This is a genomic window from Acinetobacter terrae (assembly GCF_013004375.1).
Lineage (GTDB): Bacteria > Pseudomonadota > Gammaproteobacteria > Pseudomonadales > Moraxellaceae > Acinetobacter > Acinetobacter terrae.
This window is the reverse complement of record NZ_JABERI010000035.1, coordinates 1-24,433: the sequence shown is the minus strand read 5'-3', so window position 1 is coordinate 24,433 and position 24,433 is coordinate 1. Positions and strand designations below refer to the sequence as shown.

Below are 24,433 nucleotides of genomic sequence, written 5' to 3'. Positions count from 1 at the left end.
AATAACATCTCAAGCCGGAGGGAAACTAGATGGCTAAGTATAGTGATATCAATAGTTTTAATACCTTAGAAACATTAACCGTCGGTTCAGAACACTATCAGATTTTCAACCTATCCAAATTGCAAGTGCAGTTGGGCGACCTGTCCCGGCTGCCAAAATCTTTAAAAGTCTTGCTGGAAAATTTACTGCGTTTTGAAGATCAGCTCACGGTGAAAACCGAGCATATTTATGCGTTGGCAGGGTGGCTAAACAACCAAACCTCAGAACAGGAAATCCAGTATCGTCCAGCACGGGTACTGATGCAGGATTTTACCGGTGTTCCCGCCGTGGTTGATCTTGCCGCGATGCGTGCAGCGGTGGCCAAAGCCGGTGGTGATCCGGAAAAAATTAATCCGCTGTCACCGGTGGATTTAGTCATCGATCACTCGGTGATGGTCGATTACTTTGCCAGCCCGCAAGCTTTTGAGCAGAATGTCGCCATTGAGATGCAACGCAATGGTGAGCGCTACCAGTTCCTGCGATGGGGGCAGGCGGCGCTCAATCAGTTTCGCGTGGTACCGCCAGGAACCGGGATTTGCCACCAGGTCAATCTGGAATATCTGGCACAAGTGGTCTGGAGCAATGAGGTTGATGGGCAGCGCTTTGCCTTTCCTGATACCTTGGTCGGTACTGACTCACATACCACCATGATCAATGGCTTAGGCGTGTTAGGTTGGGGGGTAGGCGGTATCGAAGCGGAAGCGGCCATGCTGGGTCAACCGATCTCCATGCTGATTCCGGAAGTAATCGGCTTTAAGCTCACCGGTAAACTCAAAGAAGGGATTACAGCAACTGATCTGGTGCTGACCATTACCCAGATACTACGAAAAAAAGGCGTAGTTGGGAAATTTGTCGAATTTTATGGCGATGGTCTGGCCGATTTACCATTGGCTGACCGTGCCACTATTGCCAATATGGCACCCGAGTATGGCGCTACCTGTGGCTTTTTCCCGATTGATGAGGTGACTCTTTCCTATTTACGTTTAACTGGACGTCAGCCCGAAAGAATTGCCTTAGTAGAGGCCTATAGCAAGTTGCAAGGATTGTGGCGCAATCCGGGGGATGAACCAGTCTTTACAGACACTCTGGCTTTAGATATGTCGACGGTAGAAGCCAGTCTGGCGGGTCCGAAACGTCCGCAGGATCGTGTGCTATTGTCGCAAGTGCCAAAAACCTTTGCTGCCTTCATGGATCTGACCTTGAAACCGGTCAAAGAAGAAAAAGAGCGTCTGGAAAATGAAGGAGGTGGAGGTACGGCTGTTGAAGCGAAACAGGCCAACCTGCCACATGAGAATCCTTTTTGTATGATTGAGGGTAAAAAATATCCGTTGCAGCATGGCGATGTGGTGATTTCAGCCATTACCTCCTGTACCAATACCTCGAATCCCAGTGTCATGTTGGCAGCAGGACTATTAGCAAAAAAAGCACTCGAAAAAGGTTTGCAGCGGAAACCTTGGGTGAAAAGTTCACTGGCTCCAGGTTCCAAAGTGGTCAGCGATTATCTTGATGCAGCAGGGTTGACGCCTTATTTGAATCGACTGGGTTATAACCTGGTGGGTTATGGTTGTACCACCTGTATTGGTAATTCGGGACCTTTGCCTGAAGCAATTGAAGAGGCTGTGCAATGTTTCGATTTGAATGTAGCCTCAGTGCTCTCCGGAAACCGTAACTTTGAAGGACGGGTGCATCCATTGGTGAAAACCAACTGGCTAGCATCTCCACCCTTGGTTGTTGCCTATGGTTTGGTCGGGAATATTCGAACTGATCTCACTGCTGAGCCGATAGGTGAAGGCTTTGATGGCCAAGCGGTTTATTTAAAAGATATCTGGCCGACACAGGTGGAAATCGATGCCGCACTGCAGAACGTGAATACCGAGATGTTTCATAAAGAATATGCGGAAGTGTTTGAAGGCGATGCCAAGTGGAAAGCGATCCAGATTCCACAAAGTCAAACCTATGCTTGGGATGAACAATCGACCTATATCCGACATCCACCCTTTTTTGCAGAAATTGATCAGCCGGTGCGACCAATTCAGCAGATCAAACTGGCACGGATTTTGGCTGTATTGGGCGATTCAGTCACGACGGACCATATTTCCCCTGCAGGCAATATCAAAAAAGATAGTCCTGCCGGACGATATTTGCAGCAACAGGGGGTTGATGCAAAAGACTTTAACTCTTATGGATCCCGCCGTGGCAACCATGAGGTGATGATGCGAGGCACCTTTGCCAATATCCGCATCAAAAACGAAATGCTGGGTGGGGAGGAAGGTGGCAATACTCTGCATATTCCAAGTGCAGAAAAACTCTCGATTTATGATGCGGCAATGCGCTATCAGGCAGAACAAACCCCGCTAGTGATTATTGCCGGGAAAGAATATGGCACTGGTTCTTCACGTGACTGGGCGGCCAAAGGCACCAACCTGTTGGGGGTAAAAGCGGTGATTGCTGAAAGTTTTGAGCGGATTCACCGTTCCAATCTGGTCGGCATGGGGGTGTTACCTTTACAGTTTGTGGAGGGTCAGAATCGGCAGATATTGAACCTAACCGGCCATGAAACACTGTCAATTTTAGGCTTGTCGGATGATATTCATCCGCATCAAATGCTGGAAGTAGATGTGCAACATACCGATGGTACGTGTAGCCATTTTCAAGTGTTGTGTCGCATTGATACCTTGAATGAGGTCGAATACTTTAAGGCCGGTGGTATCTTGCACTATGTCTTGCGCAATTTGCTCGCTTCCTAAATTTAATGATGAAAAGCCCGACACCTGCCGGGTTTTTTGTGTCTGTAAAGACAAGACGGCTGCGGAGAAAATCAGTAAAATAGTACCAAGTAAATTGCCTATAACTTTCTTGAGTTTCTAGATGCGCTAATTTAACAAGGATTGATTTTTGATTAAATCATATAGCTCGACAGCTCAATCCGTTACGCAACCAATCATAGAAACCTGAAACAGAAACACTCAATTGATAAGCCATGAAACTAATCGGGAACGAAGATTTATGAGTATTATTTCAGTGCAAGAGCTAGACCAATTAATTGATGAAGCTGTAAAAGAAGATAAAGGGGTTAATAAAATATTAATAGGTTACAAGCTATTTTCACACCTGATGAAGGACTCAGAATTTTCTGAAGAAGTTACAAACTCGGCACTGAGTCCAACTCAGAGAAAATATAAGAAATTAAAAATAAAAGTCACCACTGATGAGTACCAATTGCATTTTAAATCTAAGTAGCCACTGAACTCCACTTTAATCAGGTAGGCATCCATTGATATGGCAGCCCTCTTCAATTTGGTTCATTTTCTGCGTTGGTCATTTTTTCGGTTCAGTTGAGTGAGTCGGAAATTGTGTTCATTGAAGTTTATTCCCATATTTATGACCCAACCAACTTTTGGGGGCAATAATTGATGCAGCAGATTTTTTTCAGTCATCGTATACACAGCAGTGTTGTCGCACTGTCAATGCTGGTTTTTTTAGGTGGCTGTCAAAATATAGCACCGTTTATAGCCCCCCAGGTTGCCTTGCCAGCACAATATCCCCTTCAGCAGAGTGGTAAATATCATGTTCTAGCTTGGTCAGATTATGTCAATGACCCGGCATTAATCAAAGTCGCTTATCTTGCCTTGGCGCATAATCATGACTTGAAAATAGCAGCGCTGCGGGTACAAGAAGCACAAGCTGCTTATGGCATTCAGCGTTCAGAATCATGGCCAAGTATCTCCGGCAGTGCAGCTTATGAGCGCAGCCGAGTGCCTGCAGATTTATCCTTTATTGGTCGTGCGGTAACCTCAGATCAATATTCTGTGGGTGTGGGAATGAACCAATGGGAACTGGATCTCTGGGGGCGTATACGCACTTTGAATGCAGCAGCATTGCAGCAATTTTTCGCAGCTGAATACAATCAGTTGGCGGTACGTAACAGCATTATTCAGCAATCAATCCAAAGCTATTTGACTTTGTCTGAATTGGAAAAGCGTATTTATTTTGCAAAACGTTCAGTGCAAAGCTATGAAAGATATGTACGTATCTTTAAACGACGTTATGAAGTCGGTGCGAGTTCCAAAGTGGAATATATGCAGGCGCAAACCCTGCTCAGCAATGGTCAGGCTTTATTGATTCAGCTGCAAAATAGCCAGGACATGACAGCAAACTATTTGCTGCAGCTGATTGGCCAGTCCATGGAGATTCCAAAGCTGGATTTGGATCAAGTGGTCTTTAAAACGGCTGGGTTGCAGACGGGGTTGCCTTCAGATCTATTGCTGAATCGGCCTGATATCCGTGCCGCAGAAGCTCTGCTGCATTCAAGGCATGCAGATATTCATGCTGCACGTGCGGCATTTTTCCCTCGAATTGCGCTGACCGGCAGTTTTGGCATAGCGAGTACTGACCTTGATGGCTTATTTAAATCGGGCAATGAGTTATGGTCTTTTGCACCGAGCATCAGTATTCCAATCTTTAACGCGGGGCGTTTAAAAAATAATCTGATTTTGGCGGAAGTGCGCCGTGACATTGCCGTTGCTGATTATGAAAAAATCGTACAGAATGCTTTCCGTGAAGTGGCGGATGCTTTAGTACAGCAGCGACATTTAAGCAGGCAATTGCAGATTCAGAATCAGGGCCTGACTGCATTTAGAGAAACTGCACGGCTGGCCCAGTTGCGCTATGATAATGGTGCGGTGGGCTATCTTGATGTGCTGGATGCGCAGCGGAATTTGCTGTCTGCAGAACAGCAGTGGATCGAAACCCAGAGTGCTTTAATGCAGTCCTATGTTTCTTTGTATTTTATGCTAGGCGGTGACAGCAGCGTAGCGAAACAGCCTGAATAATATCTTTTAACCTTTTTAGAATAAACTTAATAAAATGAAGGGTATAACCTTTTGATTTTAAGAAAAAGTGAATAAGTTTTTATCCTGGTTTTATTAAATATATTGAGTAATCCGATACATGAATATTAAGAAGTTATCCATTGTTGGGGCAATTGTCATCACCGTTTTAGTCGCTTATTTGATCTGGAAAAATATGGACAAGTCTGATACAGATGCCTTAGTGAGTGGCAATGGACGGATCGAGGCGACTGAAATCAATATCTCCAGTAAGTTATCTGGCCAGCTGGAAGAAATTCTGGTACAGGAAGGAGATTTTATCGAGCCTGGACAAGTTTTAGCGCGCATTAAAGTCTCTGCTTTGGAAGCACAGTTACGTGAAGTCCAGGCACAACAGCGTCAGGCGCAAGATGGAATTGCCACTGCAGAAGCGCAAGTCGCAATGCGTATCAGTGAAAAAGCCGCTGCAGAGGCGATGGTACAGCAGCGTGAAACTGAATTGGTCGCTGCAAAAAACCGTTTGGCGCGTACGGAAATTTTGGCTAAAGAAGGTGCTTCCTCTAGACAACAACTGGATGATGAACGTGCAGATGTTAAACGTGTAGCTGCAGTATTGAGTGCAGCAAAAGCGCAAGTGGATAGTGCACAAAGTGCAATTGTAGCAGCACGTAGCCAAGTATCAGGTGCACATTCTCAAGTCGATGCGATTAAAGCAACGATTGAACGAATTAATTTTGATCTCGATGATGCACAGCTCAAGGCGCCTTTGAAAGCACGTGTGCAGTTTCTGGTCGCGCAGCCGGGTGAAATGATCGCAGCAGGTGGGCGGGTGCTGAACCTCATTGACCTGTCCGATGTCTATATGACGTTCTTCCTGCCGGAAACTGTGGCCGGCCGTATCGCGATGGGCACCGAAGTCCGCATTGTGCTGGATGCTGCCAAAAACGTGGTGATTCCTGCCCGGGTGTCTTTTGTTGCAGATACCGCCCAGTTCACACCGAAGACCGTAGAAACAGAAAGTGAACGTCAAAAACTAATGTTCCGTGTCAAAGCGAAAATTGATCCAGCCCTGTTACAGAAGCATATTCAGCAAGTAAAAACAGGTCTTCCAGGCGTAGCGTATATCAAAATTGATGACAATGCTGCGTGGCCAGCTTTCTTAGAGAATCAGGTTAAATCATGACACAACCATCTGTACCGGGACCGATTGTTGCAGAAATTCAGCATGTCAGCCTGAAATATGGGAAAACTGAAGCCTTAAAGGATATTTCTCTATCCCTTCCCGCAGCTTGCATGATGGGTTTGATCGGTCCAGATGGGGTGGGAAAATCCAGTCTGCTCGCACTGTTGGCTGGTGCCAAGGTGGTACAAGAAGGTACCTTGCTCGTGCTAGGCGGAAATATTGCGGACAGAAAACATCGCAGGAAAGTCTGTCCGCATATTGCCTACATGCCTCAGGGACTAGGTAAAAATCTTTCCAAAACACTTTCCGTTGAAGAAAATTTGCAGTTCGTGGCACGTCTGTTTGGGCATGGTGAGCAAGAGCGCCGTAAACGTATTGATGAATTGACCAAAAGCACAGGACTGTATGACTTCCTGGATCGCCCTGCAGGAAAATTATCCGGGGGGATGAAGCAGAAACTGGGCTTATGTTGTTCCCTGATTCACGACCCGGATTTTTTGATCCTGGATGAGCCAACTACCGGGGTCGACCCTTTGGCACGTGCACAATTTTGGGAGTTGATTAACCGCATCCGTAGTATCCGGCCACAGATGAGTGTTATTGTTGCCACAGCGTATATGGATGAAGCACAGGGTTTTGACTGGCTGGCTATGATGGATGAAGGCCGCATCCTGCAAACTGGAACTCCGCAACAGTTGCTGGCCCAGACCGACAGCCATAGCCTGGAAGAAGCCTATATCAAGCTGTTGCCAGAACAAAAGAAACAGGGCTATGAACCGGTGGTGATTCCGCCTTTAGCGGATGATGGTTCGGATGGCTATGCTCTGGAAGCCAAGGAGCTGACGGTCAAATTTGGTGACTTTACCGCAGTGGATCATGTCAATTTCCAGATCAGGCGGGGGGAAATCTTTGGTTTTCTGGGCTCCAATGGTTGTGGTAAATCGACCACCATGAAGGTGTTGACGGGGTTGCTTGAAGCATCGGAAGGACAGGCATGGCTATTTGGTCAGCCGGTGCAAGGCAATGATATTCGCACCCGGCGGCGTGTGGGCTATATGTCCCAGACTTTTTCACTCTATAGTGAACTGACCATTCTCCAGAACCTGGTACTCCACGCCAAATTATTTCATGTGCTAGCGGACAAAATTGATGAACGTGTGCAACAGATGCTGCAGCGTTTTGATTTGAGTGCTGTGAAAGATAAATTGCCCGATGATTTACCCTTAGGAATTCGTCAGCGTCTGTCGCTGGCGGTCGCACTGGTACATAATCCGGAAATTTTAATTCTTGATGAGCCGACCTCAGGGGTGGATCCGATTGCGCGGGATAATTTCTGGCGATATCTGATCAGTTTATCCCGTAATGACGGTGTCACCATCTTTATTTCAACCCATTTTATGAATGAAGCTGTGCGCTGTGATCGTATGTCGATGATGCATGCTGGTCGAGTTCTGGACAGTGCTGCACCGGCACAACTGATGAAAAATCGGCAGACAGACACGCTGGAAGAAGCCTTTATTGGTTATTTGAAGGATGCTGGCGCAGGCACTCAAAGTGAGCCTGAAGATGTATCAAAGAATATCGTGGTTAATGATGAATCTGAACCAAGTGTAGAAAAATCTAAAAGATTCAGTTTACAACGCCTATATAGTTACGCGTGGCGTGAGTCATTAGAGCTGGCACGTGATCCGATTCGTGCCACGATGGCCTTGGTCGGGTCGATTATCCTGCTGTTCGTGATGGGCTATGGGATCACCATGGATGTGGATGACCTGACGTTTGCCGTGCTAGATCGTGACCAGACTGGTCTAAGTGAGAACTACAGGATGAGCATTGCCGGTTCGCGTTATTTTGTGGAAAAACCAGCATTACAAAGTTATGAAGAAATCGATCAGCGTATGCGTAGCGGTGATATTTCTTTGGCTATTGAGATTCCGCCAAATTTTGCCCGAGATATTGCCCGGGGTGAGGATGTTAAAATCGGGGCCTGGATTGACGGTGCCATGCCACAGCGTGCAGAAACTGTTCAGGGTTATGTGCAAGGCATTCACAGCCACTGGTTGATGCAACAGGCACTGGAGCAAAGCGGGTATAAAATGTCGAGTTTGGTCAATGTTGAAACCCGCTTCCGTTATAATCCTGACATTAAGAGTCTGCCTGCAATGGCACCCGCTTTATTTCCGCTATTAATTTTGCTGATCCCGGCGATGCTGACGGCTTTGTCCGTGGTACGTGAAAAAGAACTGGGTTCGATTGTCAATCTCTATGTCACGCCGGTCACCCGCAGTGAATTTTTAATCGGCAAACAGATTCCCTACGTCGTGCTGGCCATGCTGAACTATTTCCTGATGTGCCTGATTATTGTGGTGGTGTTTGATGTGCCGATCAAGGGTAGTTTCCTGACCCTGACTCTGGCTTCATTGCTGTTTATTATTTTTTCCACCGGTACGGGCTTATTGGCTTCCTCCCTGACCAAGAGTCAGATTGCCTCCATGTTTCTGGTGATGCTTGGTACGCTGATTCCAGTGATGCAATTTGCCGGCATTATTAATCCTGTCTCGTCACTGGAAGGATTTGGCCGCTGGTTTGGTGATATTTATCCTGCCACGCATATGGTGAATATCAGCCGTGGCGTGTTTAACAAAGCTTTAGGTTTTGAAGACTTGCATCAGTCTCTTTGGGTGATCCTGCTGTCTGTCCCGATCATTATGTGTGCGGCAATCCTTGCGCTAAAAAAACAGGAGCCATAGCATGTTCAGGCAAAAACTACAAAATATCTATCAGCTCGGGTGTAAAGAACTCTGGAGTCTATGGCGCGACCCAGTCATGCTGATCCTCATCATCTACACCTTTACGGTCGCAATCTACACTGCAGCGACGGCAATGACCGATAGCCTGAATATGGCACCGATTGCGATGGTCGATGAAGATCGATCGGCCTTATCGGAGCGAATTACCTCGGCCTTTTATCCACCCTATTTTATTCCTCAAACCACTGAACTGAATAACATGGATGCCGGAATGGATGCCGGTGAATTTACTTTTGCTCTCAATATCCCCGTCAATTTTCAGGAAGATGTGCTGTCTGGGAAAGATGCTTCCATTCAGGTCAATGTAGATGCGACACGCATGTCTCAGGCGATGACAGGTGCAGGCTATATCCATCAGATTGTGCAGTCCGAAGTGAATGAATATGTATTGCGCCATCGTGAAGTGAGCAGCTTGCCGGTTGAACTGGAAATGCGTGCCCGTTTTAATCCGCTGCTGGACCAGAAATGGTTCGGTAGTGTGATGGAAATCATCAATAACGTGGCGATGCTGTCAATCATTCTAACTGGTGCAGCTTTGATCCGTGAGCGTGAACACGGTACGGTGGAACATTTAATGGTGATGCCGGTCACTGTATTTGAAATTATGATGGCAAAAGTCTGGTCCATGAGTCTGGTGGTATTGCTGGCTGCTTTTATGGGTTTAAAACTGGTCGTACAAATGGCCTTGCAGGTTCCTATTGAAGGAAATTTATTTCTATTCTTCTTTGGGGCGTTATTGACCCTGTTTGCCACCACATCCATGGGCATTTATATGGCCACTATGTCGAAGTCGATGCCGCAGTTCGGCCTGCTGATGATGTTGATCTTAATTCCAATGGAAATGCTTTCAGGAGGGATGACACCACGTGAAAGTATGCCGGAGTTTCTGCAATATTTCATGCTAATTGCACCGACCACGCATTTTGTGGAGCTGGCACAAGCTATTTTATACAGAGGGGCAGGTCTGAATGTGGTTTGGCCTGCATTTTTATGGCTCATTGGAATTGCACTGGTATTTTTCTATGTCGCCTGGAAACGCTTTAAAGATACGATTCATACCATGACCTAGGTTTTTCCTTGCAGCTGGGCGGTGTATTTTTGTGACTGTCTTTTTTTGTTAAGAAAACAATCAGTATGTAGGCTTAATTTGCCATGACTGGGCAGAAAGTAAGTCGGTGAATGTATCTTGTCCCTATCAAGCTCATTTTGCTCGCCACTTAAATCAACTGGGGCAGATACTGACTCAAAACAAAACGATTAATTTTTTAAAAAATCTCATATCTAAGCGCTAGGTTGAGCTAAACTAAAAAAATATTATTACACAGTAACGCACTGATATGGAATTCAACGCGTGGTACCAACTTCGTAGATTTGTTTACGATAATTTGCATAATGAAGAATACGAGAGCACCTTGAGTCGCTGCGTAAATATCTTTCTTATCTTATTGATTATTGGTAATACAAGTGCAGTTTTACTTGAATCTATGAATGAGATCTATCAGTCCTATCAATTGTTATTTGATGCCTTTGAATTATTTTCAATCGCTGTGTTTACCGTAGAGTATTTATTACGATTTTGGGCCATTGCTGAAAAAAATCCGTTTGAAAGTGCATGGAAAAATAGATGGTTATGGGTACGAAGCGGTAGTGCGATTATTGACTTGCTGGCCATTCTACCTGCATATATTAACTTCTTTGTGCATATTGATTTACGATTCCTTCGAATCCTAAGATTATTCAGATTACTCAAATTAACGCGTTATTTTGTATCATTACAAATTTTATTGCGTGTGATTGAGCGTGAAAAGGGTTCATTTCAAGCGGTTATTTTTATTTTGCTTATTATGATTATCATCGCAGCCGCTGGAATGTATGTGGTTGAAAACCAGGCACAGCCAGAAGTATTTAGCTCAATCCCTGCTTCAATGTGGTGGGCTGTGGTTACGCTGACAACGGTCGGTTATGGCGATGTTACGCCAGTCACGTCCATAGGTCGATTCCTTGGTGCTTTGATTACTATTTTAGGTGTGGGTTTAGCCGCCCTTCCAGCAGGTATTTTGGCGAATGGTTTGGCAAGTGAACTTAGACAACGTAAGCACCAGTTAGAATTAAGATTTCGTGAACTGTTAGATGATGCTGAAATTGATTTAATTGAAGATAAAGAAAAAATTGAAAAATTACGTAAAGAAGTAGGACTTAGCACAGAGCAAACACAAGATATTTTATTGCAGCTTATTCATGAGCGTAAGGAAGAGGAACTCGAGCAGGAAAAGAACAAATATTTTTTCTGTCCCCATTGTGGGCATAAGTTACCGGATTGAAAAATAAACAAGTTATATTTTTGCTTTTTATTTTTAAGTTTTTAAGTTTTTAAGTTTTTAAGTTTTTAAGTTTTTAAGTTTTTAAGTTTTTAAGTTTTTAATAATATTAAATATTTTTTTATTTTGATTGTATTGTTTTCAATTGTGTTTAATTAAGCATTTTTTAAGTTTGGACTCTTATCTTGATCACTGACCTATTTTTATTCGGTGAGATGAGCGTGATAAAATTCAACTTTGATTGTAATTCATCCAATCAAATTCATTATCTGAATTACAATCCGAATCAGCCAAAATATAAAAAAGAACTACACATTCAAAACCTCTTAGAACAAAAAAATGATTCATTATGTCCAACCGTCTCGTCCAAGCACTCATCTCTCGGGGTAAGGGTAAAAGCCCTAGACCGCAGCGGATCATCGGAACGTATCGCAGTAGAAAACTTTATTCGTGATAAATATCGTGCAGTACATGAGGCCTCTATCTCTGAGTTTTTTCCAACCCTGTTTGCAGGCTATGTCGAACAGGAAATGCAGGTTGCTATTGGACTGGAACACTTAGAGACTAAAGCTGCTTTTCTGGAACAGTATCTGGATGAACCCATTGAAATGCCGCTTGGAAAACTGGGCAATACCTTAGTAGCAAGAGAGAGGATTGTTGAAATTGGCAATCTAGCAGCACTGAATATGGATCATGCAAAACTGATGGTGGCTTTCTTGGTGTTTCATTTAACCCAGAAAAACATTGAATGGGCGGTTTGCACTGGCACCGCCGCTGTTCGATATGTGCTGCAACAGATGGGATTACATTTTCATGTGCTTGATAAAGCCAACCCGGATGTGTTGGGTGAAGCGAAAAAACAATGGGGCAGTTACTATCAGCAGAAACCCTATGTTCTGGCCATTCATGTGGCCGAGGCACTTGCAATCACCAAGGAACTTTATAGTTTCAAGGGCTAAATCTGTATGCAAGTTGTTCTCCAGTACTGAAGCGCGGAATTTTTAAAAATGATGAATAATTTGTTTGATGCAATTTCAACTTATGCAAAACAAGACCCGATACGTGAAGCCATTGTCAGTGCCGACCGGACGGTGAGTTATGCTGAATTAAACATTCAGGTGGATCAGCTCAGTGCTGAACTGATTCAGATGAAAATACAAAGACTCGCCATTTGGGGCGTCAATAGTGTGAACTGGATTTTGATTGATCTTGCGGCCAGAAAAGCTGGCATAACCGTGATTCCGATTCCCCTGTTTTTCATCCCGGATCAGGTCAAGCATCTGCTTCAGGATAGTCAGATCGATAGTATTTGTGTGACGGATACAGGTGGCGATATTGAAGAAAAATGTGGCGGGAAAAACTACGCTATACCCGAGTGGATGATAAATTTAACAGAACATGCAGGTCGCAGAGACGTTTCAACTTCAGATGCCTTCAGCGGGCAGTTTATCCATTTATTGGATCATCAAGAGAACCCTGAACAGGCTGATATAAAATTAAACCCTTCTCAACAGCCTTCAAAAATTACTTATACCTCTGGCAGTACCGGTACGCCAAAGGGTGTCTGCCTGGCGGAGGAAACCATTGACTCAATTACAGCGTCCTTAAGTAATGCACTGGTATCCAGTCACTTGGGCCGTCATTTATGCCTCATTCCATTTGCTACATTACTGGAAAATATTGCAGGGATCTACGTTGCTCTCAGCATGGGGAGATCCGTGGTTGTGGAAGAGGTGAGTCAGTTTGGCCTGATCTCCAATCATGAGTTTAATGTGCAGTACTTCGTGGATGCGGTGCGGAAATATCAGATTGAAAGCGTGATTCTGCTCCCACAAATGCTCAAGGCGATTGTGGAATATATTGCCGAACATGGATCTGCAGATTTTGCCACGCTGAAATTTATTGCTGTAGGTGGAGGAAAAGTTTCACCAGATTTACTCAGCCAGTGCCAGAGGCTAAATCTCCCGGTGTATGAGGGATATGGTCTATCGGAATGTGCTTCGGTGGTGAGCCTGAATTTGCCCAATGCACGCAAAATTGGCAGTGTGGGACGCATTTTGCCGCATGTAGAAGTTAAAATAGAACAAAATGCTGAAGTGGTAGTCAAGGGCAATGCCATGCTCGGCTATGTCAATGACATGGCAGCCAGTCCATATATCCATACCGGCGATGCCGGATATTTTGATGAAGAAGGTTATTTATATATTACCGGCCGGATTAAGCAGATTATTGTCAGTAGCTTTGGCCGAAACATCTCGCCAGAATGGGTGGAATCGAACAGTTTAAGCGAAGCGGAAATTCATCAGATTGCCATTTTTGGCGAAGCTCAGCCGCATCTGTCCGCCGTGATTTATGCCAAAGCATCGACTTCGGACGAAGGGGTTGCCGCAGCCGTTCAAAAAGCCAATGCGCGTATGCCGGACTATGCCCAGATTAAGCACTGGTGCCGTGCAGCAGAGCCATTTTCCCTAAAAAATCAGATGTTGACCGATAACGGAAAATTACGACGTAACCAGATAAGACAGCACTTCTATGCAGCTTTGCAGCAAAGCTGATTGCTACAGATGAATGGCAAATTTAAACAGTTTCTTCTGCCCGGATATCAGTCCTGAAATAGGCAGAAACAGTGAGTGAAACAGATGAACATCGCACAAACACAATTAAGATCATCCCATCAGTCCATTAAAAATACCTTGGTGGAGCAGGGCTGGGTGTTATTAAGACATGAACAGTATGATGTGGCTTCCTTTAGTGAGCTGATGAGTCGCTTATGTCAGAAGCTAACCTATGATCCGGCACGTGAAAATGTCACCCGGCAATCGCAGAAAGTGGATGCCGGTACACAAGCGGTTGGCTTGCATATTGAAAATGGAACAACGCCATTACCGCCTGACATCATTGCATTTTTTAGTGAGAAAAGTGCTTCACAAGGTTCTCAAACCACGTTGTGTGATGGACATCAAGTTTGGCAGAGTCTGCCTGAAACGCTCAAGCAAAAATTTGCCCAACCGATGACTATCAGCCGCTATTTACCTAAACACATCTGGCAAAGATATGTCGCTACAGCACTAAATATTAGCGATGCTGAACAGGTCACGCCGCATAATTTGCAGCAGTTTATTCAGATGATTCCCGGGCAGAGCATCAGCCCGGCAGAGGATGAAGGCGTGCAGTACCATTTGAAAATGAATATGGTGCGTAGCGACAATTTAAAAGGCGTACCCGCTTTTGCCAACACCTTGCTGGGACCTTCCTATAATTATGAAAAACCACGGTTTCATTTTGCCGATGGTTCTGAAATCAGTCCTGATTTAATTGCAGAACTGGCACAACGCTGTGAAAGCCATACCTCGGAAATTAACTGGCAGGATGGGGATATCGCCATTATTGATAATAAACGCTTTATGCATGGCCGGCGTGAAATACGGGTGCCGCTTGAAAACCGAAAGCTGTATATCTGTATGGGCTTAGGGATGAAACCCGATTTTTGATGATGGTCAGTGTATTGAAATCAATATTTTAATTAAATGCGAGAATGATGATGTCTAACTTAACCGCGGTTATTTTTGGTGCAACAGGAGGCATCGGCCAAGCCATTGCCAATATTTTGGGGCAGCATGGAATAAATCTTGTGCTGGTGGGCCGCAATCAAGATGCACTTCAGCGCTTGAATGAAAATTTATCTCAGCGTTATCCGCAGATCAAACTGAATAATATCTGCTGTGACCTGTCTGAGCAGCAAAGCCGTGATGATCTGATCAGTGAAATTTCCAAACTGAATTGTCCGATTAATTATTATATCAACAATGCCGGAATCAATGATTTTTCCCTGTTTTCAGACCAGTCACATGAAATGATGGAACAGATGATGCTGATTAATGTGGTCTATCCACTGCAGCTTATTCAGCAAATTATTCCGTTCATGTCAAAAAGTCAGCCCAGCCAGATGATTAATGTCGGTTCCACGTTTGGCAGTATTGGTTACCCGGGCTATGTCAGTTATTGCGCAAGCAAATTTGCCTTAAAAGGCGCGACAGAAGCACTTGCTAGGGAATACAGCAAAACAGCGATTAACTTCAGATATTTTTCTCCCCGGGCAACCGACACTGCCATGAATCATTCAAATGTCATTGAAATGAATCAGAAGCTTGGAGTGAAAATGGACAGTCCTGAATTTGTTGCTCAGGAGCTGTATCAATTTCTTCAGAATGAGCGTTTATCTTATCAAGTGGGTTATCCGGAAAAAATATTTGTCAAAGTGAACCAAATTTTACCGGATGTGGTTTCCAGTTCGATTCAGAAAGATCTCGACACGATTTATGAATATGCAGCTGCAAATAAAACATTTTAATTTTTTTGAATGAAATCATTCAATTGTTTTTTAAAGCAATAGCGAAGGGCAACCTTCTGTATTGCTTTAAATACCCTATAGATCCGGTCAGTGTGCTTTGTATATAGATTTGTTATCATATCAGGATATCCGGGTCAGAATATTCCACATGAACAGCAATTATAAATATGTATATACATTTTTTCATGTGTCTGGATCAGTATTACCCACCCATAAAGTTTTCAAAAATTTAACCGATCATCAAGCTAAATTGGTTTTTGCCGACAATTCTTGTATATATGCTGAGGTCTCTGACTGGATAACGAATAATAGGCATCTTGATACCCGAAAATCGACGTGGAAAGAAGAAACAGCGTTATTTCTGTCAAATGAATTAAAAGCATTAGCACAATATAGAGCTCGCCATCCATCATTTAAGACTGAAAAAAATTAGCTTAATCGTATCGTTGAAGATTTAGATTTTATCAAATGGAGCGTAAAACTCTGTCCTTCAGGTCAGAGATATAAGCGACACGACATGAAATGTCGTTTAATTTTTAAGAATCAATACTTTTAATTCAACATGAGCTAATATAAGCCTATGAAAACGCTTAAATTACGCATAAAAGACAAACATTCCAAGATGTTAGACCAATTGGCATCTGAAGTGAATTTCGTCTGGAATTATGTCAATGATTTAAGCTTTAAATACCTTAAAAGAAAAGGTGAATTTCTTAGTGCTTACGATATTGCCAAATATACGAAAGGCGCATCCAAAGAATGTAATTTACACAGCCAAACGATTCAGGCTGTGACAGAAGAATTAGTCACCCGAAGAAAACAGTTCAAAAAATCAAAATTGAGATGGCGTGTCAGTAATAAGAAATCAGCAAGAAGATCAATAGGTTGGATACCATTCAAGAAAGTAGCAATCAAGTATGATGATGGGTACGTCCAATATGGCAAGCATCAATTCAAACTATGGGACAGCTACGGATTAAGCCAATACAGCATTAAAACAGGTTCATTCGTAGAAGATAGTCGTGGACGTTGGTATGTCTGCTTAGTGGTTGATTCACCCAAACAAGACAAACCAACCGCTACAAAAGCCATAGGTATTGATCTAGGCTTAAAGGATATAGGCACATGTTCCGATGGAACAGTGATTTCAAATCCCAAGTTCTACCGTCAATATGAACAAAAATTAGGGATTGCTCAACGAGCAAAGAATAAAAAACGTGTCCGTGCATTACACGCCAAGATTGCAAACAGTCGTACAGACCACTTACACAAAGCAAGCACGATGCTTGTGAGGGAAAATACACTGATAGTTGTTGGCGATCTGAGTGCCAAGAAACTTGTAAAAACTAACATGGCAAAGTCTGTTTTGGATACTGGATTTTCAGCACTAAAAACAATGCTCAAGTATAAATGCGAGAACGCAGGGGTATTGTTTGAAGAAGTCAACGAGAGATTCACAACCCAAATCTGTTCGTGCTGTGGTGAGATCACCGCAAGCAGTCCGAAAGGTAGAGCAGATTTGCGAATAAGAGTATGGGAATGTGAAAACTGCTCAAGTGTCCTGAATCGGGACTTGAACAGTGCTAAGAACATACTTGCGCTTGGGCATAAGCGTCTCGCAGGAGGAATCACCCTCCTTTCAGGTGGGTGAGGATGTCAAAGCTTTGAGTTAACGAAATTTTTTAGTTATTACTTTTTCAATGGGTATAATGATGAGTGGCTGTGGATGTAGTAAAGAAACCCTATGTGAAGATAATAAGTTTCAACCAGAAAATCATCCATCCACTTCAAAAGAAAGCACTTCAAAAAATTGTGATAGCACGCCTAGTTGTTATTGTGATGGGGATGAAAAAAAATCTTCATCTGCTTGCTGTAACACTTCAAATAGTTGTCAAGTTACTGCTCAATCGTGTTGTGGTTCTGATCTCAAAGAAAATCTAAATTCCGAAGAAGTTTCAAAAGATTCTCAATACATGAGTGAGTTCATCATTCCACAAATGGATTGCTCTGCTGAAGAGCAAATCGTTCGTATGGCACTTTCAGATATTGAAGCAGTCAAAGGTCTAACTTTTGATCTTCCCAATCGAAAACTGAAAGTTTTCCATAATGAAGGTATTGAGCAAATTACAACCAAACTTGAAGTGCTCGGTTTTGGTGCGAAACTTGATGAAACACAGCTTTCTTCAGGAGATATACCAAATGAACCTGATCCTGTTAAACAAGCTAAAGTTCTTAAACTGCTATTAGGCATTAATGCTCTACTTTTCTTTATTGAATTTATCAGCGGTATTATTGCTGCGTCTACAGGATTAATTGCTGATTCTTTAGATATGTTTGCCGATGCAGCCGTTTATGGTATTGCGCTATATGCCGTCGGAAAAGCTGCGAAGTATCAGGTGAAGGCAGCTCATTTTGCAGGTTGGATTCAGTTATTACTCGCTGTCATTGTTATTGTCGATGTAATCAGACGTTTCATGTTTGGAAGTGAACCAGAATCAACCCTCATGGTGGTCATAGGTTTGCTCGCTCTTATAGCGAACGTGACATGTTTATATCTTATTTCTAGCCACAGAGAAGATGGCGTACATATGAAAGCCAGTTGGATTTTCTCGGCGAATGACGTTGTCGTAAATATGGGCGTTATATTCGCAGGTGTACTTGTAGCTTGGACGGGTTCAGCTTATCCGGACTTAATCATTGGCATACTCGTTTCTTTATTCGTACTCAATGGTGCAAGAAAGATTTTGGCATTGAAATGAGAATACTAAAAATTAATCTATTTCAAATTAAGCAAAATTAGTTTGTCAGAATCGTAGATATAAAAAAGGTAATTGATACAGTAATATCACTTAAAGGCAATCCCCAACCAAATAAGCACGCACAAAATAAAATAGCAGTCTTTAACTGCTATTTCTGATGTTTGTTAAAATCACTTTTTTTTTAAAAAAACTCGATACCTGCACCATACAACCATCCTTTTTCTGAATTGGAAGCTTGTTGCATAGAAGTTAGCTTTTGTCCCTTTTCATATTGATAGGCTACATCAACAAAAGGCTTAATTCGTTTGGCAATCTCATAACGAGTTTTTAGCCCCATCCCCTAGGGTAAGAATGGGTGTTCAAGTAGTTGTTGATTTTACAATATTCAACTTTCGATCAGATTCTCGAGCTTTTTGGGTGTGTGAAATACCAGAGATAGAAGAAAAAAAATATTTATTGAGTATCTATCTATTGAGATGGATAAATTTTAAAGCTCATCGAAAGGTGGGCTTTTTTAATACAAGATATTTATAAAATTAAAGTATGATGTTGTTTTAAAAATTAAGCTCACTCTAAATGCCAAATATTAATGTAAAAAAATTAGATAAACTTATTGGTGATATGGTCTCAAAAAATCAAGAACCTGAAAAAATATTAATTGGCTATAGGGCTTATAGCGAGTTAATGAAAGATCGAAAATTCTTTGACGAAGTGGTCGGTTCAGCTATGGAGCCCAGTAAGCGAAAATATAAGAAGATTAAAATTAGAGTTACTCAAGATGATTATCAGCTTGAGGTGAAGGGTTTAACTTAATATATCTGTATACCAACGAAAGCTCGTTCAATTGATCGGGCTTTTTTAATGTTTATAATTTATTACCTGAAAAGAAAAATAACTTAAATTCAACACGCTTAAACAGTTTATCTATATTCCGTATACTTTATTATCAAAATTCAGGTGCTATATTCTTTTTGCGAACGCAAGTAAAACGAAGAAAATGACTACAGCACCGGCCCGCTTATTTGAAAGAGTAAGCGGGCTTTTAATTGCCATGAGAAAAGTATGCCCATTAGCGAAAGCTTGCTAATTAGCTAAAGACTGTTTAAGTAAGCACGTTTAGATCGCACGAAAGCCGATACAACCCATGCAGTTTATCGAGCATGAATAGGATATGCAGGAAAAAACTCAGAGTCGGGATGTGATGGCCCACCATAAATAGAACGAAATTAGGATCGAAGCGACCATGCCTATTTGGTTGTTAGTGAATGAGAGTAGCGTCTAGCCCCGCGTCAGACTACGGGCTTTTAATATTTAATAAATCATTAATTAAGTTTCCCTAATAGTGTGATTTAATTAATGTTATTTTAATTTTTAGTGTATTGTGCCACTGTAAATTATTTGATTAGTGTACAAAATAACCAGCAGAAATTAGCTGTAGTTTCTGAATGACCTTGGAAGGTCCTTGGTTTATAAGCCCACATCATCTTACCTTGAGTGGGCTTTTTTTTATCAGGAGAAAAACAATGCTCCAATTGCTAATGTGTTTATTTGGTCTTCATGGTGCCACGGAAGTGAATAACACATTAAAAATACAAGTCTGATTTTTAATGTGATTATATTTTTAATGCTTTCATCTTATTGAAATAATTTAATTAGACTTCTTTCATAAATCATTTTTTACTCAGTTCCAAGTTGTAAATTCCAGCAATTAAATTGAATCTCAAACCGAGTCTTTTCGCTCTATTTCGATAACGTTCCGCAAGGATCTTGAAGGTTTTTAGACTGCCAAATACATGCTCAATCCCTATTCTTCTTTTATTGATTTCCTGATTATAGATTTTTAGTTCAGGATCCAATTTACAGTGTCTTTTGGCTTTTAAGGGCAACAGGCTATTGGGATACAAAGTATAAATCCCTTGATAACCTTTATCTGCAAGGATAAAAGCCCCAAAAGGAATCTGGTTTAAATTGCGTTTGAACAACTCGAAATCATGCACTGCACCGCGACTGCTACATAAACTCAGAATTTGCTGAGTCTTGTAGTGAATCATGGCCTGTACTTTAAAGGTATGGGTCTTTTTCTTGCCGCTATAGCTTTTCTTCTGTTTTTTTAGGCCTTTGGATTGGAATTTCTGTGGCATCCACGATCACAACATTCCAATCGATGCCTTCGCCCTCGGGTAAATCTTTGGGTAAATTAAACAGATTGGACCGAATCAGGCAGTCTTCAACATGACGGACAATTCTTGAGGCTGTGGGCTCTGAAACCCCGTAACTCGTCGCAACGTGAAATAAAGTCCGGTATTCCCGCCAATAGCTCAGACAGAGCAGAACCTGATCCTCCAGGCTTAACTTGGGCGGTCTGCCTTTGGCAGGGACCTGCATTTTCAATTGCTCAACCATTAAATAGAAGGTTGACCATGAGATGCCTGTGTATCGCTTGAACTGAGGATCAGAAAGCTTATTTGAGTCGATGTATTTCATCCACAGATTATGCACGAATGCTAAGAAATCCGGAATGTAAATATCCATCAAAAAGAAGATCATTTTTTGATTTATGAAAGAGATCTATTCTATATTTGTCGAAAATAATAACTATAGAGTCCTTAGGTCTCGGCGCAAATTAAACCTGTTTATCTTGGGAGAGTAAGCAGGTTTTTTTATTTTTATATAGCAACGAAAGCTAAGTCATGGATCGGGCTTTTTTAATATTCAAAATTTCTTACGGTGAAAGAAAAGTAACTCAAATTAAACGAGTGAAAACAGTTTTTCTATATTCTTAATACTTTGTTATTTGCTTTGAGGTGCTATCTTTTAATCACTCCAAAGAAATAGAAGATGATCTAGTAAAAAGAATAAAATAGGTTAATCAAATTAGTCTGCTTAATACCACCCCGGTTAAGCGGACTTTTTATTGGGTTTTAAAATTGAATTTTAAAGTAATATTTTGCCAGTGATTGAAAATTAATTGTATATAGAATACGCGCCATAGAATCTATCGCTGTAGTTTCTGGTTTTTAGTTTTAACCTCCCACCCTCGGGAGGTATTTTTTTGCCAGAAATAAAAGAGAAATACATGCTCCAATTCTTAATGTGTTTATTTGGCCTACAGGGTATCACTGAATTCGATTACACGGTTGATGATGAAAAAAATCAAAGTGTGTCGGGATTGTTTGAAGGAACTTACGTAATGAACAGTCAAAAAACATACGATTAATTAGAATAATAATCATGATTTTTTATTTTCATATTGTTGAAATAATTTAATTATATATTTAGTTAAAACAAAGCATAACTGCAAAAAAATCTAAAGTTATAGTTCAAATTAGGCCTGTTTAATTTGGGAGAGTTAAGCAGGTTTTTTATTTAAAGAGATTTATATTTACCTCCTTGTCGAAAGTATTACGACACCTCAACCCCGTCATTAATTTGTCGGGGTTTTTCTTTTCTTATTGATGGTAACCATGACAGATCGTGTACAAGCTAAAAAAGATTTGCAGTTCTGTTGTGATGAACTTGCGATATATCAAAGTTTAAGTTGTTCGTAAGCGTCCGCTGAGTCCCATCGCTATTTTTTAATTTGAGTTGAGTTTCCATTGGTGTGGCAGTAATTCTTCTATTTGGGTCACTTTATGTGTCGGCAGCCTTTTCAGCACATCACTTAAATAGGCATACGGATCCAGCCCATTCAGTTTTGCTGACTGAATCAGCGTCATGATGTTCGCCGCTCGCTGATGACCACTGCGCAGTGAGCCAGAAAACAGCCAGTTCTTACGTCCCAAGGCCCAGGGAGGCATTTGGTTGTCGGGTAGTCAGACGCAGTTACCTACGTCCAACCCCCTAAGAACCGTGCATGCGAGTTTCCCAGCACACGGCTCAAGCCTCTGCTAAGGCGCCATTCGGCACCCGGTTATACATCGTTGACATTGGCAAATTGAACACTCCTTGGACAATACAGATGGTAAATCTCAAGATTGGCAACTGCATCCGTTCCACCATGACTTAGCTTCACAATATGACGGCTGTGCCATGGTGTGTCTTTGGTGACTGGTTTAAGACAGGCGCAGCAGCGACTACCTTGTTTTAGCCACACCCGATACAGCTTGGCTCGCCCCTTTGCGGAGACCAGCATTCTTTTACCCCATGGGGATTCGAAGTACTCATCCCATGCGGGGTCATGAGGGTTAGCAGCAGCCTTGATCTTGATATGTCGTACAATTGGCGTGTCCGAGGCAGACACTAATGTGTATTGTCGCTTTCGACCATCGGCGGACTGTTCATCACATGAGAACACCCATCGACGCGCTCCTTGTACTTTGAAATACCGATCTTTGACCCATCGGAGTGTTTTGCGAGGGTGGCGACGTGCCGCCCATCGCCAGAGCATTTCCCACACTGCGCTGTCTACCTGGTTGAAAACCTTCTTGGCAACGACATGACTATGGTAGTTGGCCCAGCCCCTTAGAATAGGGTTGAGCAAACCGATCAAAGTGACCTGTCGTGTCGCTTTGTTTGCATTGATCAATGCTCGCAGCTTGTCGAGATGAGCACTGATGTTTGCCTTTGACGGCTTGATCAGTAGCTTGCCGTTGTACTTGCGTACGTTCCAGCCAAGAAAATCGAACCCGTTCCCTATGTGCGTGATTTTGGTCTTTTCCTGAGAGAGCACGAGACCGCGCTCCGCCAGAAATTCAACCACGGCAGGGCGAACTTCATTTTCGAGCCACTCTTTAGAGTACCCCGTGATGATGAAATCGTCCGCATACCGTACCAGTTGCAGCTTTTTGCCTGTCCATTTGGCGTTAGGGAGTCTCTTCGCCAGCATCGTTTCCAGTCCGTCCAAGGTCATGTTGGCCAACACCGAGGAGATAATACCTCCTTGCGGTGTTCCGGAAAGACTGGGAAACAGCTTGCTTTGGTAGACGTAACCGGCTTTGAGCCATTTCAGTAGAATCATCTTGTGCATCGGGATGTTGGCGATCATCCAGTCATGGCTGATATTATCGAAACAGCCTTCAATGTCACCTTCTAACACCCACTCCGCATTTGCTTTTCGTGACAGCACACCAAAGCACTGTGCTGCACGTTGCGGTCTGAACCCATAAGAGTTCGGATCAGCGGTGGTCTCCGCGATGGGTTCCAAAGCCAGCAGATGGAGCGCCTGCATGGCCCGGCATTTCATCGTGGGTATCCCGAGAGGTCTCATCTTGCCATTTTTCTTCGGAATAAGGACTCTCCGAAGCGGAAGGGGCGTGTAACCTCGCCTCTTCAACAACATCATCGCACCGGTCTTGACCTTGGGTGTATTCCAAGTCACCTTGTCGAAGCTTGCAGTTGCTGGTTTGGCCACGTGCAGCATGTGCTAATGCCGCTGGGCCTTGAGCTTTGTATTTTTGCAGTAAGCGTCTGATCTGACGTTCTGAAATATGAAGTAGCTGAGCAGCCTGAGATTGAGTTATGCGTTGATCGCAGATTTCCTGCAAGACCGACAATCGTTTAAGTTCTTTATCCGACATAGACACCAACATATCAAACCGTCCGCTTCGATAATCGCAAAAGTGCGTATTCTAAAAGCGGACATTTTTACTTTGGAGAAACCGGACATTTCTATTTGGGGCTTACAGAAAAATAAATAGTGTTATATTTCAAAAAGTTATTTTATAAAAAATCGGGGGACGCAAACCCGAAAAGCCGACGTGGAAACAAGTCGGCTTTTTTTTTAAACTGTTTTGATATATTCCGCCAATAAATTTGATTGTTTTTTAATCAAAATAAAACTTTCTTCAATGTTGTCAGCCTTCCCGGGGCAGAAAATATCCCCAATTTCTGCGGATAAAAAGGGGACGGTTTTTAGGCAATGTTGTACGCATTTGCTTACGTCAATTCCGGTCCTTTGCGGCTAGGCGACCAGACTCTAATTTCCTATGATGAACTCATCAGGAACAGGATGTTCCAGGACATAAAACAATAATATTAAGTCTTAGCACGTGGAATGTGTGGATATAACGGCAACGGCAGTCACACCAAATCAATAAAAAACCCCGACAGGATGATCTGACCCCCAAAAGTTAGACAGTAAGTTAGGCAATTTCTAAGGACTGATTTCTGTATTCTACAGGGGTCAGTCCTTTCAATTTAACCTTG

At 42.6% G+C, this 24,433-nt stretch carries 19 protein-coding genes and 3 pseudogenes; 15 read left to right on the top strand and 7 right to left on the bottom strand.

The annotated features are described in order from the left end of the window. The first annotated feature begins 29 nt into the window (after window positions 1-29). The 13 genes from acnA to HLH14_RS13050 all read left to right on the top strand — a co-directional run bounded on the left by acnA (window position 30) and on the right by HLH14_RS13050 (window position 18,289). Window positions 30-2,786, top strand: coding sequence for an aconitate hydratase AcnA (gene acnA / locus HLH14_RS13110; protein ID WP_086194133.1), 2,757 nt, complete (start codon window positions 30-32; stop codon window positions 2,784-2,786). Between the two features lie 259 nt (window positions 2,787-3,045). Further along, a complete protein-coding gene (locus tag HLH14_RS13105) occupies window positions 3,046-3,279 on the top strand; it encodes a hypothetical protein (RefSeq protein ID WP_067723715.1) in 234 nt (77 codons plus the stop codon). Between the two features lie 173 nt (window positions 3,280-3,452). After that, entirely contained in the window at window positions 3,453-4,871 is a 1,419-nt protein-coding gene (locus tag HLH14_RS13100) for an efflux transporter outer membrane subunit (protein WP_171533221.1), read from the top strand. 118 nt (window positions 4,872-4,989) lie between these two features. Next, window positions 4,990-6,051, top strand: coding sequence for an HlyD family secretion protein (locus HLH14_RS13095; RefSeq protein WP_171533220.1), 1,062 nt, complete (start codon window positions 4,990-4,992; stop codon window positions 6,049-6,051). Continuing rightward, the gene (rbbA, locus tag HLH14_RS13090; RefSeq protein WP_171533219.1) at window positions 6,048-8,801 is read left to right on the top strand and encodes a ribosome-associated ATPase/putative transporter RbbA; all 2,754 of its coding nucleotides are present in this window, start codon (window positions 6,048-6,050) and stop codon (window positions 8,799-8,801) included. Before HLH14_RS13095 ends, rbbA begins: the two co-directional genes overlap by 4 nt. Before the next feature lies 1 nt (window position 8,802). Continuing rightward, window positions 8,803-9,930, top strand: coding sequence for an ABC transporter permease (locus tag HLH14_RS13085; protein WP_171533218.1), 1,128 nt, complete (start codon window positions 8,803-8,805; stop codon window positions 9,928-9,930). A 268-nt stretch (window positions 9,931-10,198) separates the two neighbouring features. Continuing rightward, window positions 10,199-11,182, top strand: a complete 984-nt coding sequence (locus HLH14_RS13080) for an ion transporter (protein ID WP_126036545.1) — start codon at window positions 10,199-10,201, stop codon at window positions 11,180-11,182. A 218-nt stretch (window positions 11,183-11,400) separates the two neighbouring features. Further along, the gene (locus tag HLH14_RS13075; RefSeq protein ID WP_171457146.1) at window positions 11,401-12,138 is read left to right on the top strand and encodes a thermostable hemolysin; all 738 of its coding nucleotides are present in this window, start codon (window positions 11,401-11,403) and stop codon (window positions 12,136-12,138) included. A 48-nt stretch (window positions 12,139-12,186) separates the two neighbouring features. Then, complete coding sequence (locus HLH14_RS13070) at window positions 12,187-13,734, top strand: AMP-binding protein (RefSeq protein WP_126036543.1); 1,548 nt, start codon at window positions 12,187-12,189, stop codon at window positions 13,732-13,734. An 84-nt stretch (window positions 13,735-13,818) separates the two neighbouring features. After that, window positions 13,819-14,670, top strand: coding sequence for a TauD/TfdA family dioxygenase (locus HLH14_RS13065; RefSeq protein ID WP_126036541.1), 852 nt, complete (start codon window positions 13,819-13,821; stop codon window positions 14,668-14,670). Window positions 14,671-14,720: 50 nt separating this feature from the next. Then, window positions 14,721-15,530: an SDR family oxidoreductase gene (locus HLH14_RS13060; protein ID WP_126036539.1), complete on the top strand. Its 810-nt coding sequence runs from the start codon at window positions 14,721-14,723 to the stop codon at window positions 15,528-15,530. A gap of 580 nt (window positions 15,531-16,110) precedes the next feature. Next, complete coding sequence (locus tag HLH14_RS13055) at window positions 16,111-17,181, top strand: RNA-guided endonuclease InsQ/TnpB family protein (RefSeq protein ID WP_171533217.1); 1,071 nt, start codon at window positions 16,111-16,113, stop codon at window positions 17,179-17,181. A gap of 61 nt (window positions 17,182-17,242) precedes the next feature. Beyond that, complete coding sequence (locus HLH14_RS13050) at window positions 17,243-18,289, top strand: cation transporter (protein WP_171533216.1); 1,047 nt, start codon at window positions 17,243-17,245, stop codon at window positions 18,287-18,289. A gap of 181 nt (window positions 18,290-18,470) precedes the next feature. On the opposite strand, the pseudogene HLH14_RS13045 reads toward HLH14_RS13050, so the two are convergent. Continuing rightward, a pseudogene (locus tag HLH14_RS13045) lies at window positions 18,471-18,623 on the bottom strand (copper resistance protein B); the annotation flags it as partial. Between the two features lie 242 nt (window positions 18,624-18,865). On the opposite strand from HLH14_RS13045, the gene HLH14_RS13040 reads away from it, so the two are divergent. Then, a complete protein-coding gene (locus tag HLH14_RS13040; protein ID WP_067723720.1) occupies window positions 18,866-19,102 on the top strand; it encodes a hypothetical protein in 237 nt (78 codons plus the stop codon). 857 nt (window positions 19,103-19,959) lie between these two features. Here the strand turns inward: HLH14_RS13040 and HLH14_RS15850 are convergent. Both HLH14_RS15850 and HLH14_RS15845 read right to left on the bottom strand, forming a co-directional pair. Continuing rightward, window positions 19,960-20,430 (bottom strand): transposase family protein, encoded by a 471-nt coding sequence (locus HLH14_RS15850; protein WP_214645759.1) that lies wholly within the window; start codon window positions 20,428-20,430, stop codon window positions 19,960-19,962. Beyond that, complete coding sequence (locus HLH14_RS15845) at window positions 20,378-20,773, bottom strand: transposase family protein (RefSeq protein WP_214645758.1); 396 nt, start codon at window positions 20,771-20,773, stop codon at window positions 20,378-20,380. Before HLH14_RS15845 ends, HLH14_RS15850 begins: the two co-directional genes overlap by 53 nt. A gap of 592 nt (window positions 20,774-21,365) precedes the next feature. On the opposite strand from HLH14_RS15845, the gene HLH14_RS13030 reads away from it, so the two are divergent. Then, a complete protein-coding gene (locus tag HLH14_RS13030) occupies window positions 21,366-21,506 on the top strand; it encodes a hypothetical protein (RefSeq protein WP_171533214.1) in 141 nt (46 codons plus the stop codon). Window positions 21,507-21,864: 358 nt separating this feature from the next. On the opposite strand, the pseudogene HLH14_RS13025 reads toward HLH14_RS13030, so the two are convergent. From HLH14_RS13025 to HLH14_RS16280, 4 genes and pseudogenes are all read right to left on the bottom strand, one after another. Then, window positions 21,865-22,095: pseudogene (locus HLH14_RS13025) on the bottom strand (transposase domain-containing protein); the annotation flags it as partial. 104 nt (window positions 22,096-22,199) lie between these two features. Further along, window positions 22,200-23,648 carry a group II intron reverse transcriptase/maturase gene (gene ltrA, locus HLH14_RS13020; protein WP_171533215.1) on the bottom strand — a complete coding sequence of 483 codons (1,449 nt, stop codon included), beginning with the start codon at window positions 23,646-23,648 and terminating at the stop codon, window positions 22,200-22,202. Then, window positions 23,614-23,805 (bottom strand): annotated as a pseudogene (locus tag HLH14_RS13015) (helix-turn-helix domain-containing protein); the annotation flags it as partial. The gene ltrA and the pseudogene HLH14_RS13015, both read right to left, overlap by 35 nt. 564 nt (window positions 23,806-24,369) lie before the next feature. Beyond that, window positions 24,370-24,433, bottom strand: a 64-nt coding sequence (locus tag HLH14_RS16280; RefSeq protein WP_413228053.1) for an IS3 family transposase, incomplete at its 5' end; no start/stop codon positions are given.

Excerpts from the sequence above, each read along its gene's own strand:
- acnA (WP_086194133.1), top strand. The coding sequence starts at position 30 with ATGGCTAAGTATAGTGATATCAATAGTTTTAATACCTTAGAAACATTA.
- HLH14_RS13105 (WP_067723715.1), top strand. The coding sequence starts at position 3,046 with ATGAGTATTATTTCAGTGCAAGAGCTAGACCAATTAATTGATGAAGCT.
- HLH14_RS13100 (WP_171533221.1), top strand. The coding sequence starts at position 3,453 with ATGCAGCAGATTTTTTTCAGTCATCGTATACACAGCAGTGTTGTCGCA.
- HLH14_RS13095 (WP_171533220.1), top strand. The coding sequence starts at position 4,990 with ATGAATATTAAGAAGTTATCCATTGTTGGGGCAATTGTCATCACCGTT.
- rbbA (WP_171533219.1), top strand. The coding sequence starts at position 6,048 with ATGACACAACCATCTGTACCGGGACCGATTGTTGCAGAAATTCAGCAT.
- HLH14_RS13085 (WP_171533218.1), top strand. The coding sequence starts at position 8,803 with ATGTTCAGGCAAAAACTACAAAATATCTATCAGCTCGGGTGTAAAGAA.
- HLH14_RS13080 (WP_126036545.1), top strand. The coding sequence starts at position 10,199 with ATGGAATTCAACGCGTGGTACCAACTTCGTAGATTTGTTTACGATAAT.
- HLH14_RS13070 (WP_126036543.1), top strand. The coding sequence starts at position 12,187 with ATGATGAATAATTTGTTTGATGCAATTTCAACTTATGCAAAACAAGAC.
- HLH14_RS13065 (WP_126036541.1), top strand. The coding sequence starts at position 13,819 with ATGAACATCGCACAAACACAATTAAGATCATCCCATCAGTCCATTAAA.
- HLH14_RS13060 (WP_126036539.1), top strand. The coding sequence starts at position 14,721 with ATGTCTAACTTAACCGCGGTTATTTTTGGTGCAACAGGAGGCATCGGC.
- HLH14_RS13055 (WP_171533217.1), top strand. The coding sequence starts at position 16,111 with ATGAAAACGCTTAAATTACGCATAAAAGACAAACATTCCAAGATGTTA.
- HLH14_RS13050 (WP_171533216.1), top strand. The coding sequence starts at position 17,243 with ATGAGTGGCTGTGGATGTAGTAAAGAAACCCTATGTGAAGATAATAAG.
- HLH14_RS13040 (WP_067723720.1), top strand. The coding sequence starts at position 18,866 with ATGCCAAATATTAATGTAAAAAAATTAGATAAACTTATTGGTGATATG.
- HLH14_RS15850 (WP_214645759.1), bottom strand. The coding sequence starts at position 20,430 with ATGCCACAGAAATTCCAATCCAAAGGCCTAAAAAAACAGAAGAAAAGC.
- HLH14_RS15845 (WP_214645758.1), bottom strand. The coding sequence starts at position 20,773 with ATGAAATACATCGACTCAAATAAGCTTTCTGATCCTCAGTTCAAGCGA.
- HLH14_RS13030 (WP_171533214.1), top strand. The coding sequence starts at position 21,366 with ATGCTCCAATTCTTAATGTGTTTATTTGGCCTACAGGGTATCACTGAA.
- ltrA (WP_171533215.1), bottom strand. The coding sequence starts at position 23,648 with ATGCTGCACGTGGCCAAACCAGCAACTGCAAGCTTCGACAAGGTGACT.